The organism is bacterium, assembly GCA_037128595.1.
In the GTDB taxonomy this organism is placed as follows: domain Bacteria; phylum Verrucomicrobiota; class Kiritimatiellia; order CAIKKV01; family CAITUY01; genus JAABPW01.
The window spans coordinates 1-13,561 of the sequence record JBAXWB010000026.1 but is presented as its reverse complement, the minus strand read 5'-3'; the positions used below and the strand labels follow the sequence as shown (position 1 = coordinate 13,561).

Here is a 13,561-nt window from a genome sequence, read left to right as displayed (position 1 = left end):
CCTGAAAAATACCAAAAAAGACTTTGCATGAGTTACTTTGAACTCAGGGGCATGTCAACCTTGAATAGCCGCCCCCATTGTACCAAGGTCTTTTGTTTTGGCGCTTTTTGGCTCCGCAGATGCGACAGTGCGCATCCCTCCATCTTGAAAACACATGATATTTTCATCTTTTCACTCCGTGATGGAGGGTTTCGCTCTGTCGAAACCAGTGCCAGAACGGACAAAACAAAAGACCCTGCCTATTGGGGACGTCGGCCGCCACACTGAATTACATGCGGGTCGCCAGGTTCGTCGGAAAAAACCGAAGCGCTTCGGTTTTTTTGAGCTTGGCCCCCACCGTTCTGCAGAGCCTCGCCGCCTTGCCTGACGAGAAGGCCGCCACACTCACGCCCGATACGCTGCTGACCGACCCGCGAACCGGGCTGCAAACAGCCCTCAGCCAGATGAGCATTCGCTCGTTAGACCGGGCACTCGACGCCCTGGAGGGCAAGACGGTCCCGCAGAACCCGAAACCGGTCTCCGTGGGCGTTGCGTTGGCAGGTGTGACCCGTGAGGACGCTGCCGCCGCTGCTCAGCAAATCATGGGCCTGCTGGTCGATCAACTGGCGGACTCTTCCTCTCCCCTTGAGGGAGAGGACTGAGGTGAGGGGTTTCCGGACCCCGATTCAGCACCCCCCGCCGCCCCGGCAGGTTCGGCTCCCGCTACCGGCTCTATCACCGCCACCGCCGGGATCACCGGCTCAGGCTGGGGCGGCGGCGTCACCATGATCTCGGAGACGGGCGCGGCTTCCGAGGATGCCATGACGGGAATAATGGGAGTGTTGCTGCGAGTCAGCGACCCGCCCAAACCCAAAGCCATGTTACGGGCGATCAGGTTCGGTTGGTAGCCGAGTTGACTGGCCACCGCCCGCACCCTGACCTCTGTTGCCGTGGCGATGTGACACGCCTTTCCCTTTCCAGAGAGCACCCGGGAGACGGTAGATTTCGATACCCCCGCCATGGTTGCCACCTCCCTGATCGTAATCGACGAACTCATAAGGACCAATATACAATCGGTTGCGCAACCGTTTCAATAAAAGTTAATAATAACAAGCTGCCTGTCCCCAACGGCCTCAGGTGGCGTTCGCCGTCCCGGCGAACGATTCGCCCCTTGCGCTGCGCTTAATCGGCCGCCGACCTGCCCGCAATGCTACGCGCATAGCGTTGTATGAGCCTAAGATTATTAATTTACGTGGCCAGAAAGTGATCTTGGATTCGGAGTTGGCGAGGGTGTATGGGGTTTCAACTTCTCGATTTAACGAGGCGGTTAAACGTAATCAGAAGAGGTTTCCTCAGGATTTTGCGTTTCAACTGGTGAGTTCTGAGTGTGAGCACTTGATGTCGCAAAATGCGATATCAAGATCAGGACATGGTGGAGTGCGCAAATTGCCATGGTTTTTTACCGAGCATGGAGCCGTTATGGCTGCAAATATCCTGCGGAGTGAGAAGGCCATGGAGATGAGCGTGTTCGGGGTCCGTGCCTTTGTGAAGATGCGGGAATATCTGCTCAGCAGTGAGATTTTGTCCCGCAGGTTGGCCGAGATCGAGAAGCAACTGGTTGTGCATGATACCGCCCTCGTGGAACTGTATGACCAGATACGTCCACTGTTGCTACCGCCGCCAGATCTGCCCGCGAAACCGATCGGTTTCGGTTTGTAGGCCCCGCCCTCGGTGGTGACGGGGTCACCTGCTTATATCTGCCGCAATGATGATTTTGCCGTTTATCCGTTTTTTGTGCTTTAGATGAGGGTTGACCCTGGATATTCCTTACCTTATCGTAAGGAATATTTAATTAGTAAGGAGAATGGACGTGTGGTCACCGCGACAATAACGAGCAGGGGGCAAATCACCATCCCCAGAACTGTCAGAGAGTCGATGCACCTTCATTCCGGCGACAGAATCGCGTTCATCATGCATGGCGAAACTGAAGCCTTGATGAAGCCGGTGGCCAAAACCGTGGCTCAGGTTTTTGGCAGGCTGCACAAACACGGGCAGGCCGGCAAAACCGTTTCTGAAATGAACCGGGCCATCGCGTTACGGATGAGGAGTGCCCGATCATGATCGCATCTCTCTGACCTGTTGATTGCGTTAGCGGCAAAGTCTTCTGGTTCCAGCGGGGGTATAACCTTCGACAAGAAAGCATCGAAGTTTCCGTTTTTTCAGTTACTGAAGTGAGCCTCCCGTCCAAAACAACCTGCCTCCTATTGTAGGCTCTGGAGATTGACGTGATTGATCTACATGTCCACTCGACATTTTCTGATGGCAGTATGACTCCCGAGGAGCTGGTCGAACTGGCGGCCAAGTCAGGGATCACAGCCATGGCGCTGACCGATCATGACGGCATGATGGGGATTGATCGCTTTATGGCGGCCTGCCAGCAACACGGACTGCGCGGCATCCCCGGCGTGGAGATCAGTATCGAGCATTCGGGCGGCACGTTGCACATGCTTGGTTATTTTATGGACCCTCACAACCCCCGGCTCCTCGAGGCGCTTGCGCGTTTGCGACGCGGCCGCGAGGAACGCAATCAGTTCATTCTCGAACGGCTCGCCGCCCTGGGCATGCCACTGGCCTGGGAGGACGTTGCCAGCCTGGCCAAGGAGGATGTCGTCGGCCGTCCCCATTTTGCGCAAGCCATGATCACAAAAGGGTATGTGAAGAAAAAGGATGAGGCGTTTGATCATTATCTCGGCAAGGGAAAGCCGGCTTATGTGGAAAGGGATCGCTTTACTGTAGAGGAAAGCATTGAACTGATCCGGGGGGCAGGGGGAGTCCCTATCCTGGCCCATCCCTATACGCTCAACATGGGGCGGCGGCGACTCCGGGAGTTCCTGGCGGAATTGGCCGCAAAAGGCTTACAGGGGATTGAGGCCTATTATTCAGAGCACAGCCATGAGCAGCATCGCTTTTGCCTCAATATGGCCCGTGACCTGGGTTGGGTGGTCACCGGGGGGTCTGACTTTCATGGCGCCATGAATCCGCACATACGCCTGGGCCTGGGGTTTGGGGCCCTTGATATCCCTGATGAATTGGTGGATCTGCTCTATGCACGCTGTCCCAAAAATTAACGGCCTCTATGTTCATGTTCCCTTCTGCGATGGAAAATGTCACTACTGTGCATTCTATTCCGTCCCCTATGCGCGTGAACTCGGGGAAGCCTGGCTTACAGCCATCACCCGGGAGCGGGATCAGGCTCTTGCGCGTTATGGTACCTTGTCCCTGACCTCCATTTTCATGGGTGGGGGAACTCCCAGTATGCTGCCGCCGGATCAGATGGAACGCCTCCTGACGCTCCTGCGCCCTGAGCGAGAACAGGTGTTGAGTTGGCAAGTTGCTGAGTTGTTAAGCGAAAGCCCTAAGGCCTGTTTATCTACCCACTCAACAACTCAGCAACTTAACAACCCGGCAACCACCACCCCCCCGAGGGGGCTGGAATGGACGAGTGAAGCCAATCCAGGGTCGCTGACCCGCGACACCCTAAAGATGATGAAAGCGTTTGGGGTTAACCGGATCAGTCTGGGCGTACAGGCCTTTTCAGATCCAGTCCTTCACCAACTGGGACGCCGCCATTCGGTTGCCGATGTGTATGCGGCGGTAGAGTCCATTCATGCCGTCGGCTTCTCTAATTGGGGGCTGGATCTGATCGCCTGCATTCCGGGAGTGAGTGAGAAGGCCTGGCGGGAAACCCTTGAATCCGCCTTGCGCATGGCACCGAAACATATTTCGGTCTATGCCCTCACCCGCGAGGAGGGGACACGGCTTCACCAGGACTGTGCGGCGGGAACGTTCGCGCTGCTGGATGATGATGAACAACTCCGGATGCTGGATGAAGCTGAGGCCATCCTGGGCGAGGCCGGTTTGGGACGGTACGAAATCTCCAATTATGCCCGTCCCGGCTTCGAATGCCGGCATAATCTCTCCTGTTGGCGGGGCGGCAACTATCTCGGGCTCGGCTGCGCCGCTGCCTCACGGGTCGGGGATCAACGCTGGACGAACGGTTCCGATGTGCATGCCTATATTGAAGGAACGAACCAGCAGGAACGGGAAACGTTGGCGCCCGTAACGGATGCCGTGGAGCGACTCGTCTTTGGCTTGAGGATGGCAGAAGGCATTGATCTGCAGGCGATCCTGTTGACGTCCGGAATGGAGCAAACAGATCAGGCGGCAGTCTGGTGCCGGTCTTTGGAGCGACTCGGGCGCGATCAGCTTGTGGAACAGGTGGCGGGACGCTGGCGACTGACGTCCAGGGGGCGAACGCTGGCCGATCACGTGGCGGTTGAATTGATGCCGTGAGTCTGATAGCTTGGACCCCTTATGAAGAAACACGCCTTATGGGAAGCGAGTCTGTTTGAGCTGATCCGCCGTACGTCGGTCGATCTGCCCGCTGATGTAGAGCAATCCCTTCGCCGTGCCTGTAAAACGGAGAAAAAGGACAGCCGGGCTCGCTGGGTCCTGGACACCATCCTCGAGAACGTTCAAAAGGCGCGTGATAACGATGCGCCCCTCTGCCAGGACACCGGCAGCCTGATCTTCCATTTCCAGGTCCCCCTGGGCTTTGACACCAATTTCCTGGTGGCCGCCACCCGCATCGCGGTCGCCCGGGCAACCCGGTTCGGTTATCTCCGCCAGAACACGATTGATTCCCTGACCGGCGAATCCTGCGCCACCAATGTGGCGCACGGGGCGCCCACCTTCTATTTTGAACAATGCGCCCGCACCACCGTGGATGTCCGCCTCATCATGAAGGGTGGGGGATGCGAGAACGTCGGACGCCAATATAGTCTGCCCAATGAGGAATTGACCGCGGGTCGTGATCTTGACGGGGTTCGCCGTTGCATTCTGGATGCCATTGTGACCGCCCAGGGGAATGGCTGTGCGCCCGGCATTCTGGGCGTCTGTATCGGGGGCGATCGGGCCACCGGCTACGAGTGTTCGAAGGCCCAATTCCTGAGGAAAATCGATGACCGCTCTCCCGTCAAAGTCCTGGCGCGCCTGGAGGATCGTATCCTTAAAGAGTCGAAGCAATTGGCGATTGGCCCCATGGGGTTTGGCGGGAATACAGCCTTGCTGGGCGTCAAAATCGGATCGCTGAGCCGGCTACCGGCTTCCTTTTTTGTAACCGTTTCATATATGTGCTGGGCGTTTCGCCGGCGGGGAGTGCTGCTTTCAGCGCGGGGAGGATTCAAAAAATGGCACTGACAGGGCCCCGTAAACTTTCATACCCCTTCACCGCAGAACAAATCACGCCCTTGCGGGCGGGCCAATTTGTGTTGCTGAGCGGAACGCTCTATACGGCGCGGGACCGCATGCACAAGTACCTTTTTGAGGGCGGGAAAAGCCCCGTCGATCTCAAGGATGCGGCGCTCTACCATTGCGGGCCGGTCGTGATCCGGAAGGATAACAACTGGGTGGTCCGTGCCGCAGGGCCCACCACCTCCATTCGGGAGGAACCCTATCTGCCGCGCATCATCAAGGACCATGGCGTGCGGGTGGTGATCGGGAAAGGCTCCATGGGCAAGGTGACGGAACAAGCCTGCGTGGCGGGGGGATGCGTCTACCTTCATGCCGTTGGCGGTGCCGCCCAGGTGTTGGCTGACCGGGTCAGCGCGGTGAAAGAGGTATATTTTGGTTCAGAGTTCGGACCGGCAGAAGCCATGTGGGTTCTGGAGGTCAAGGATTTTCCTGCGATTGTGGCGATTGATTCCCGCGGTCGAAGCCTGCTGAAAAAAGTTCAGGCCAACTCCCGCACCCTGTTGCGGAAACTGGTAGATGCCGATCGATTTGAAGCCTGAGGGGACCATGCGAATACTTTTTATGGGATCTGCAGGCTTTGCCTGTCCTTGCCTGGAAACCCTGTTGCAAAACCCGCAGGATGAAATCGTGGCGGTGGTTACCCAGCCGGATCGCCCCAAAGGCCGCAATCTGGAACGCTCGGCCTGTCCGGTAAAAACCTATCTCGGAACACGCCAAATCCCGGTCCTGTCGCCTGAAAAGGTCAATACCCCCGAGAGTTTGGCCGCTCTGCACGCCTTAAGCCCTGATCTGATTGTGGTCGTGGCCTACGGTCAATTGCTCAAAACGCCTATCCTTGAAATGGCTCCTTTGGGCATCATCAATGTGCATGGTTCATTGTTGCCGAAATACCGGGGGGCCGCGCCCATCCAGTGGGCGGTGGCGAATGGGGATTCCGTTTCGGGCGTGACGACGATGTTTCTCAATGAGCGGATGGATGCCGGGGATATGATCCTGAAGCGCGAATTGGCCATTGACGCCTCTGATACCGGCGGAAGTTATCATGATAAACTTTCAAAGGTGGGCGCTGACGCGCTGAGTGATACCCTCGAACTGATCCGGCAGGGACGCGCACCCCGCGTGGTCCAGAATGAGGCCGATGCCACGATGGCACCCAAACTGAAGAAAACTGACGGCCGGATTGATTGGACCAGCCTGGCAGAAAAAATTGAGAACCGAGTCCGGGGGTTTAATCCCTGGCCGGGTTCCTTCTGTGTCATGCCGGCGGAAGGCGGAAAAACGATCAAGGTTCTGTCTGCCCGCGTGGAGGCCGGTTCCGGCATTCCTGGAACGGTGATTGCCCTCGGGGGCGAAGGGCCTCTCATTCAGGCCGGCAATGACCGGGCTATCCGACTGATTGAAGTCCAGCCTGAAGGGCGCAAACCCATGTCCGGCGCCGCCTTCCTCTGTGGGCACTCCCTGGAAATCGGGATGCGGGTCGGGTAGGGGATAGACAGTCGGTGTCGTGCATGGTAGGTTCAGGCCTCGTTTTATTTCACAAGCAGAATCAGGAGAAGAAACATGAACGCGTTTAAACGATACGGGTTGGCAATAGGAGTCGTGCTGGCAGGACTGGTGGGCTCGGCGAACGCCGAATTACGGCTGCCAAAGGTGTTCTCCGATCATATGGTTCTGCAACGCGACCTCGCCACGCCTGTGTGGGGCTGGGCGGACCCGGGTGAAGCCGTCACCGTAACATTCGCCGGACAGTCGCTGGCCGCTACGGCGGATAAGACTGGCCGCTGGCAAGTGCGCCTCGCTCCGCTGAAGGCGGAGTGTAAATCCCAGGAACTGACCGTTGCCGGCAAGACGACCAATACCGTGGTCCGGGATATTCTGGTGGGCGACGTGTGGCTTTGCTCCGGTCAGTCAAACATGGAATTCGGCCTGGGCAATGCCGACAACGCGCAGGACGTGATTCCGGCCGCCACAAACGCGATGATCCGGTTGTTGAGCGTCAAATCCCCTCAAGCCGGGCAGGCCGTTGATGATGTGCCGGCGCCCTGGGTGCTTTGTGATAAACAGTCAGTTGGTGCGTTCTCAGCGGTCGGCTATTTCTTCGGACGCAAGATTCAGAAGGAGACCGGGATTCCGATCGGGCTGATCAACAATGCCTGGGGCGGGACGGCCATTGAATTATGGATGCCTTCCGACGCGCCCGCGGCGTTCCCGGAACTGGCCAAGATCTCCCAGGAATTCGATCAGAAACAGGACATGTTCAGACATCAACTCGCCAAGGTGATTGACCCCGTCGGTCAGTGGGTGGAGAAGGCGCGCCAAGCCCAGGCCAAAGGCGAGAGTATTCCCTTTCCCCCCACTATGCCGACGCATCCTGCCATTGGCAGCCTGTCCGGCATCTATAATGGACGCGTGACGCCGCTGATCCCCTTCGGCATCAAAGGGGCACTCTGGTATCAGGGCGAAGCTAACGGCAGTGACGATGATATTTATGCCGTCAAGACCCGCGCGTTGGTCAGTAGCTGGCGTAAAGCGTGGAATCAAGGCGATTTCCCCTTCTATTTCGTGCAACTGGCCAACTTTAAGGACACCGACACCATTCCGGCTGGCGGCTCGGGGTGGGCGAAGGTCCGCATGGCGCAATTTAAAAGCCTGGAGATCCCTCACACCGGCATGGCGTTGGCCATTGATATCGGGGATGCAAAAGATATCCACCCGAAGAACAAAGAGGATGTGGGTGACCGGCTGGCATTCTGGGCGCTCAAATACGATTACGGTCAGAAAGGTCTCATCTGCAGCGGCCCCCTCTATAAAGGGATGGCCATTGAGGGTTCGAAAATCCGCGTGAGTTTTGATTATGCCGCAACCGGGCTCATGGTGGGGGAGAAAACAGGACATGGCCCTGCCACTGAATCCCAAAATGGGGTCCTGAAGCGGTTCGCGGTTTCAGGCGCAAGCAATGCCTGGTTCTGGGCCGATGCGGTGATTGACGGCTCGACGGTGCTCGTATCCAGCACCAATGTGCCCGCGCCAGTCGCCGTCCGCTACGCTTTCAGCATGAATCCGGAAGGTTGTAACCTGTACAATAAAGAAGGCTTGCCCGCTTCACCTTTCCGCACCGACACCTGGTAAGGTAGGGAAGTCAACGTTATGACTAATACATCTCTTATTCCAACCCGACGATTTGGACGCACCGGACTGGCCATGCCGGTGTTGACGTGCGGCGGCATGCGATTCCAGCACTCCTGGCAGGATACCGACGACATCTCTCCTGAAAGCCAGGGAAATGTCGAGGCCACCGTCCAGCGGGCCTTTGAACTTGGCCTTCGCCACATCGAGACCGCCCGCGGGTATGGTTCTTCCGAGGTTCAGATCGGGCGTGCCATCAAGTCGCTGCCCCGTGATCAGTTTATCCTCCAGACCAAGGTCGGGCCGGATGCTGATCCTGCCGTTTTTGCCGCCCAGTTCGAGCTCTCCCTGAAACGACTGGGACAGGAACGTGTAGACCTGTTGGCCATTCATGGCATCAACAACCAGGAAATCCTTGAGATGGTCCTGCGCCGGGGCGGATGCCTTGAGATGGCCCACCGGTTCCAGCGCGAGGGGCGTTGTGGTTTCGTAGGATTTGCAACCCATGGACCTCCCGAGGTGACCGTGCGCGCGATCCGGACCGGCGAGTTCGACTACGTCAACCTGCACTGGTATTACGTCAATCCCTTCACCTGGCCGGCCGTGCAGGCCGCTGCGGCTCAGGACATGGGCGTCCTGATCATCAGCCCGAACGATAAGGGCGGCAAACTTTACGCACCCCCGCAGAAGCTGGTGGAGCTCTGCCAACCCCTGACCCCCATGGCCTTTAATACCCAGTATACCCTGGCCCGGCCGGAGGTTCACACCTTGAGCATCGGGGCGGCTCGCCCAACGGATTACGATGAACATGTTCAGGCCCTCACCGGGTTGGGGGATCCTGCCCGGGCGGCCTCGATCGCCGCCAGGCTGGACGCCGAACTGGCCCGGGTATGCGGTGCGGACTGGATGGCCCGCTGGCACGAAGGATTGCCGAACTGGGAGCAGGTGCCGGGGAAGATCAACCTGCATGAGATCCTGCGCCTCTGGAATTTCGCACGGGGCCTGGACATGGTGGATTTCGCCAAGATGCGTTACAACTTACTGGGGCAGGCCGAACATTGGTTTCCAGGACAAAATGCCGCCCTTGCCGGCGAACAGGATTTTTCAGAGGCACTGAAATCGAGTCCCTTTGCCCGCCAGATTCCAGCCCTGCTGATTGCAGCCCACACCGCCCTTTACGATCAGCCCGTCAAACGTCTCAGTCAGTCGGACTGAAGCGGAGCCCGCTCCCATGATCAAACCGGTCTATCTTCTTGCAGGAGGAGCGTTCCACCGGCGCCAATCACATGATCCCCTGATTCATCAAATGCTCAGGGAGACCGCCCGCCCGCAGCCGACCGTCGCTTATATCGGAACGGCCAGCGGTGACGATCCTCATTTCTTTAACGCCCTCAAAACGCTCCTGGAGCAGAACGGCGCAGGCCGGGTGGACCTGGTGCCTTTGGCTTCGCCCCATTGCAAGCTGCCGGCGGCCCGGTCATTGCTCGCCTCCGCGGATCTGATTTTTTTCAGTGGCGGTGACGTGGAGTTGGGTATGCGGCTCCTGCGCGAACGCGGAGTGGTGGAATTGATCAGCGACCAGTTCCGGGCCGGCACCGTTCTGGCGGGGATTTCGGCGGGCAGCATTCTGCTTTGTCAGCAGTGGCTTCACTGGCCCGACCCGGATGACGATTCCACCGTGGAACCATTTGACTGCTTGGGGATCGTTCCCCTGATCTGTGATATGCACGACGAGGCCGGGGGATGGACGGAATTGAAAACCCTCCTGAGCCTGCGGCAGATCGACGGGGAAATTGGCTACGGAATTCCCGCGTCAGCGGGACTGCGCATTCACCCCGATCACCGGATCGAGGAAATCGGGGGGAGGGCGCATCAGTTTATTTTCCGGAACGGGCGCGTGACGCCCTGTGACGCATATGCTTGAAGACGGTATCGCCCGTCTTGACCCCCAACTCGGCCGCCACAATGTCGCATTTGGCTTTGAGCAGGAAATAGTAATTACCCGGTTTGCCGACACAGGTTTCGAAATTTCCGTGTCCCTTTCCTAGAATGAGGTCGGCATTGCGGACATGCCGCCGGAACGAGGAGGACACATTGGCCCAGCCCACACCGATATCGTCAGATCCTGTTTCAATCACCGGGCAGAGCGAGGTGATTCCCGCGAACGCGGCATCCTCCCGGGTAGCGTCATTGATGATGGGCCCGGACTTGACGACCACGGTCACCTTGAGCCCGGCGGCGAGGAGTTGCTCCACCAGCACGCGGTCGAACACGATCTCTCCGCAATTGTCGGCAAGATAGAGCAGGGTGCGCCCCCGCCGGAGTTCCCGTTTGAATTCAGGATAGTCATCAATGGCAAAGGCTTGCTTCATGATCCGGGCGACATCCTTCTTGAGATTGAAGGCATGACCGATCCCCAGGTCAATGATGTTGCCCGCCACGGCCAGATGAATGGCCTGCTTCAGGGGATCCGGGGAATGGTGGATGGCGGCCTCGAGGGTCGCCAACAACTCCATCGCCGCCTGGTTGGTTTCTTTTTTGGAACGGGCATAAGGATCCCGGACACCGGTGACATCGAACACGATATCGTACACCGGTTTGGAAAGGGTTGCCGGCGAACGGTTCATATTCATGGCGGGCAGCACCCGAGCCAGTCGGCGCAGAATCTCGGTGTGGGCTCGTGTGTCTTTGGTGGCCACGCGGGCCGTGTTTAAGGCCTGCCGGAACATACAGGCCAGGCATTCGGGTTGTGTTTTCAAATGATAGTCGTCCTTTCCTGATGAGGCGTATCAGTTATTGATGACGGGTTAAAGGCAAAAATGCCGCCGTAGGCGTTGACTTGATTACTTTCGTATGCGATAGTGAAGAGCGTTTTTTACAACCTTTTACTGCGGAGTGATATGACGCCTATTATCGAGAAGTTGCTGATTATTCAAGATCATGACCTGAGAATCTTGAAATTCGAAAAAGAACTGGCGGACATTCCATTGCGGAAGAAGGCCATTGATTCACTTCTGGATGAGCATCGCCAGGCGGTGGTTGCGGCCAAGGAGGTCTTGAAGACCCGTCAGGCCGGCATCAAGAAATGTGAGCAGGAAATTGAAGCCTACCGCGATAAGATCCGCAAATACCGCGATCAGCAGATGCAGCTCAAAAACAACCAGGAATTCCGCGCCATGGAAAATGAGATCACCGGCGTGGAGAAACTGATCCGCCAGTGTGAAGACCGCATCCTCGAAATCATGGAAACCGTCGAAGCCGCCAATGCGGATGTCAAATTGCGCGAGGACGCCCTCAAGCTCGAGGAAAAGGGGATTACCAGCGAATTTTCGGCCATTGAAGGGCGGGGGAGTGAAGTCCAGGGCGAACTTGACCGCGTGAAACAGTTGCGGGCGGGTTATGCGGTGGATGTGGATAAGGCCCGCCTGGCCCAGTATGACCGCTTTTTCAAGTCCAAGAAGGCCAAGGTGCTGGTTGCCGTGGAAGCCAATGGGACCTGCGGGGGTTGCCACATGAAGCTGCCGCCTTATATCTGCCATGATGCCAAGAAACAATTGGATGTGGTGGCCTGCGGGTATTGCGGACGAATGTTGTATTGAGTCTGGGAACGTTGTGATGTCGAAAGGCAGGGGGCGTTCGGTCGCTCCGGTTTTAGCGCAAGCGGATCGGGGAGGAAAGTCCGGACTCCATAGGGCGGAATGCCGGTGCCTAATAAGCCCGGGGGGCTCTCCTTAAAGGGAGTTCACGGAAAGTGCCACAGAGACTATACCGCCACAGAAGACCTGAAAGGGTCCGCTGCGGTAAGGGTGAAAAGGTGGTGTAAGAGACCACCGGGCGCGAAGAAATGAGCGTCGCATGGCAAACCCCATTCGGAGCAAGATCAAATAGGGAACCTGAGGTAGCCCGCCTCGTGTTGTCGCGAAAGCGGCACGCGGTTTCGGGTTGATCGCTTAGATAAATGACTGATCCCGTTCGCGGGAAACAAAAGCCGGCTTATGCCCTCTGCCTTTCGATATCAGAATGCTGTTAAGTGGACGGTCGGAACGACCGTCGCTGCAGGTGCCTGCCTTTCTCTTTTCTTATACCGTGCCGGAAGCGCCTCGCCCGATGTCACCCTCGCCTCAACCCGGGCTTCGGAGCCCTCGCTCCTCGCTCCTCCCGGCAGTCTCACCGGAGAATTCTGGAACGCCTTGCAGTCTCGCCCGGAAGTCTCCCCGCGATCTGCCCCCGGAGTTTCGTCGGTTGATCGCTTCCGGCTGGCCGGAACTTTTTCCATTGAGGGACTGGGTGCCCCTCTGTCCAAGGCAATTTTGGATGACAGCCAGAAGCGTGATCAGTTTATTGTGGCCGAGGGTGACCGGCTGGATGATGTGACGATTAAAAAGATCTTTTATGATCACGTGACCCTGGAGACGTCGTCAGGCTCACGGGATATCTGGATGGAGTTCAGCGGTCTGACCCAGACCGGAAATGTGGCGGTCGTCACCAACCAGCTCTCGGCGATGTCCGGAGGAACCAACAAATTCGGATGCGCCAAAGTGCAGGAAAATCGCTGGCAGTTCAGCCGGAAACCACTCCTGGATTACTACCAGGAATTACTCGATGAGCCAGACCGGATGGTGGCTGTTTTCGACACCATGAAACCGGTCAGGGATGAGCAGAATAAGATCACCGGATATGTGGTCGGACTGGAGGGCGAGAAAGACTTTTTTGACGCCGTCGGACTCCAGCAAGGCGACATTGTCCGCTCCGTAAATTCGGTCGCCATGACGCACCGACGGCGGGCTGAATCGTTCATCGATCAGTTCCTCAAGGACAAGCTGAATGCCGTCGTTCTGGAAGTTGAGCGGGGCGGCCAAGTCACCAAGCAAGTCTATCAGATGCGCCCCTGATGATAACTCCCTGTAACCGGCAGGGAAGTCCAGCCATTCGCCAAAGCCTCTAAAAAGCCCAATTCAAGTATTTCCTAGGAATCTCAGGGTTTCCTACACCTCTGTAGTAGACATAAGATATATTATGCGACGTTGTGTATAACCTGTCATAGGCTGTTAAAAGGCAGAAAATGAAGGGCTTGGAATCAGGGCTTACTAACCCGAGTTCGCCAGTTGGGCGGGTATTGAAGTTGTAAGTCATTGGAAATCAA

The 13,561-nt window shown here is 57.3% G+C and carries 16 protein-coding genes and 1 other RNA gene; 14 read left to right on the top strand and 3 right to left on the bottom strand.

All coding sequences use genetic code 11. The features are described 5' to 3' along the window. Positions 1 to 268: 268 nt before the first annotated feature. Entirely contained in the window at positions 269 to 451 is a 183-nt protein-coding gene (locus tag WCS52_14805) for a hypothetical protein (protein ID MEI6168449.1), read from the bottom strand. Here WCS52_14805 and WCS52_14800 point away from each other — a divergent pair. Further along, complete coding sequence (locus WCS52_14800; protein MEI6168448.1) at positions 444 to 641, top strand: hypothetical protein; 198 nt, start codon at positions 444 to 446, stop codon at positions 639 to 641. The genes WCS52_14805 and WCS52_14800 overlap by 8 nt on opposite strands. Here WCS52_14800 and WCS52_14795 read toward each other — a convergent pair. Then, positions 599 to 1,036, bottom strand: coding sequence for a LacI family DNA-binding transcriptional regulator (locus tag WCS52_14795; protein MEI6168447.1), 438 nt, complete (start codon positions 1,034 to 1,036; stop codon positions 599 to 601). The genes WCS52_14800 and WCS52_14795 overlap by 43 nt on opposite strands. 80 nt (positions 1,037 to 1,116) lie before the next feature. Here WCS52_14795 and WCS52_14790 point away from each other — a divergent pair, with 80 nt between their 5' ends. The 10 genes from WCS52_14790 to WCS52_14745 all read left to right on the top strand — a co-directional run bounded on the left by WCS52_14790 (position 1,117) and on the right by WCS52_14745 (position 10,342). Beyond that, positions 1,117 to 1,698, top strand: coding sequence for an ORF6N domain-containing protein (locus tag WCS52_14790; GenBank protein MEI6168446.1), 582 nt, complete (start codon positions 1,117 to 1,119; stop codon positions 1,696 to 1,698). Between the two features lie 84 nt (positions 1,699 to 1,782). Next, complete coding sequence (locus WCS52_14785) at positions 1,783 to 2,100, top strand: AbrB/MazE/SpoVT family DNA-binding domain-containing protein (protein MEI6168445.1); 318 nt, start codon at positions 1,783 to 1,785, stop codon at positions 2,098 to 2,100. Between the two features lie 164 nt (positions 2,101 to 2,264). Next, positions 2,265 to 3,107 carry a PHP domain-containing protein gene (locus WCS52_14780; protein ID MEI6168444.1) on the top strand — a complete coding sequence of 281 codons (843 nt, stop codon included), beginning with the start codon at positions 2,265 to 2,267 and terminating at the stop codon, positions 3,105 to 3,107. Next, positions 3,085 to 4,332: a coproporphyrinogen-III oxidase family protein gene (locus WCS52_14775; protein ID MEI6168443.1), complete on the top strand. Its 1,248-nt coding sequence runs from the start codon at positions 3,085 to 3,087 to the stop codon at positions 4,330 to 4,332. Before WCS52_14780 ends, WCS52_14775 begins: the two co-directional genes overlap by 23 nt. Positions 4,333 to 4,353: 21 nt before the next feature. Beyond that, positions 4,354 to 5,238, top strand: a complete 885-nt coding sequence (locus WCS52_14770) for a fumarate hydratase (protein ID MEI6168442.1) — start codon at positions 4,354 to 4,356, stop codon at positions 5,236 to 5,238. Further along, positions 5,229 to 5,831, top strand: a complete 603-nt coding sequence (locus tag WCS52_14765) for a FumA C-terminus/TtdB family hydratase beta subunit (protein MEI6168441.1) — start codon at positions 5,229 to 5,231, stop codon at positions 5,829 to 5,831. Before WCS52_14770 ends, WCS52_14765 begins: the two co-directional genes overlap by 10 nt. 7 nt (positions 5,832 to 5,838) lie before the next feature. Further along, positions 5,839 to 6,777 carry a methionyl-tRNA formyltransferase gene (gene fmt / locus WCS52_14760; protein MEI6168440.1) on the top strand — a complete coding sequence of 313 codons (939 nt, stop codon included), beginning with the start codon at positions 5,839 to 5,841 and terminating at the stop codon, positions 6,775 to 6,777. A 75-nt stretch (positions 6,778 to 6,852) separates the two neighbouring features. Further along, positions 6,853 to 8,421 (top strand): sialate O-acetylesterase, encoded by a 1,569-nt coding sequence (locus WCS52_14755; GenBank protein ID MEI6168439.1) that lies wholly within the window; start codon positions 6,853 to 6,855, stop codon positions 8,419 to 8,421. An 18-nt stretch (positions 8,422 to 8,439) separates the two neighbouring features. Then, on the top strand, positions 8,440 to 9,633 hold the full coding sequence (locus WCS52_14750; GenBank protein ID MEI6168438.1) for an aldo/keto reductase: 1,194 nt from the start codon (positions 8,440 to 8,442) through the stop codon (positions 9,631 to 9,633). Between the two features lie 16 nt (positions 9,634 to 9,649). Further along, a complete protein-coding gene (locus WCS52_14745) occupies positions 9,650 to 10,342 on the top strand; it encodes a Type 1 glutamine amidotransferase-like domain-containing protein (GenBank protein MEI6168437.1) in 693 nt (230 codons plus the stop codon). On the opposite strand, the gene WCS52_14740 is transcribed toward WCS52_14745, so the two are convergent. Beyond that, positions 10,296 to 11,177 (bottom strand): ARMT1-like domain-containing protein, encoded by an 882-nt coding sequence (locus tag WCS52_14740; GenBank protein ID MEI6168436.1) that lies wholly within the window; start codon positions 11,175 to 11,177, stop codon positions 10,296 to 10,298. The genes WCS52_14745 and WCS52_14740 overlap by 47 nt on opposite strands. 141 nt (positions 11,178 to 11,318) lie before the next feature. Here WCS52_14740 and WCS52_14735 point away from each other — a divergent pair, with 141 nt between their 5' ends. The 3 genes from WCS52_14735 (at position 11,319) to WCS52_14725 (ending at position 13,310) form a co-directional block, all read left to right on the top strand. Beyond that, positions 11,319 to 12,017 (top strand): C4-type zinc ribbon domain-containing protein, encoded by a 699-nt coding sequence (locus WCS52_14735; protein ID MEI6168435.1) that lies wholly within the window; start codon positions 11,319 to 11,321, stop codon positions 12,015 to 12,017. 25 nt (positions 12,018 to 12,042) lie between these two features. Continuing rightward, an RNA gene (rnpB, locus tag WCS52_14730) (RNase P RNA component class A) lies at positions 12,043 to 12,429 on the top strand. Between the two features lie 179 nt (positions 12,430 to 12,608). Continuing rightward, positions 12,609 to 13,310, top strand: a complete 702-nt coding sequence (locus tag WCS52_14725; GenBank protein ID MEI6168434.1) for a hypothetical protein — start codon at positions 12,609 to 12,611, stop codon at positions 13,308 to 13,310. Positions 13,311 to 13,561: the final 251 nt, after the last annotated feature.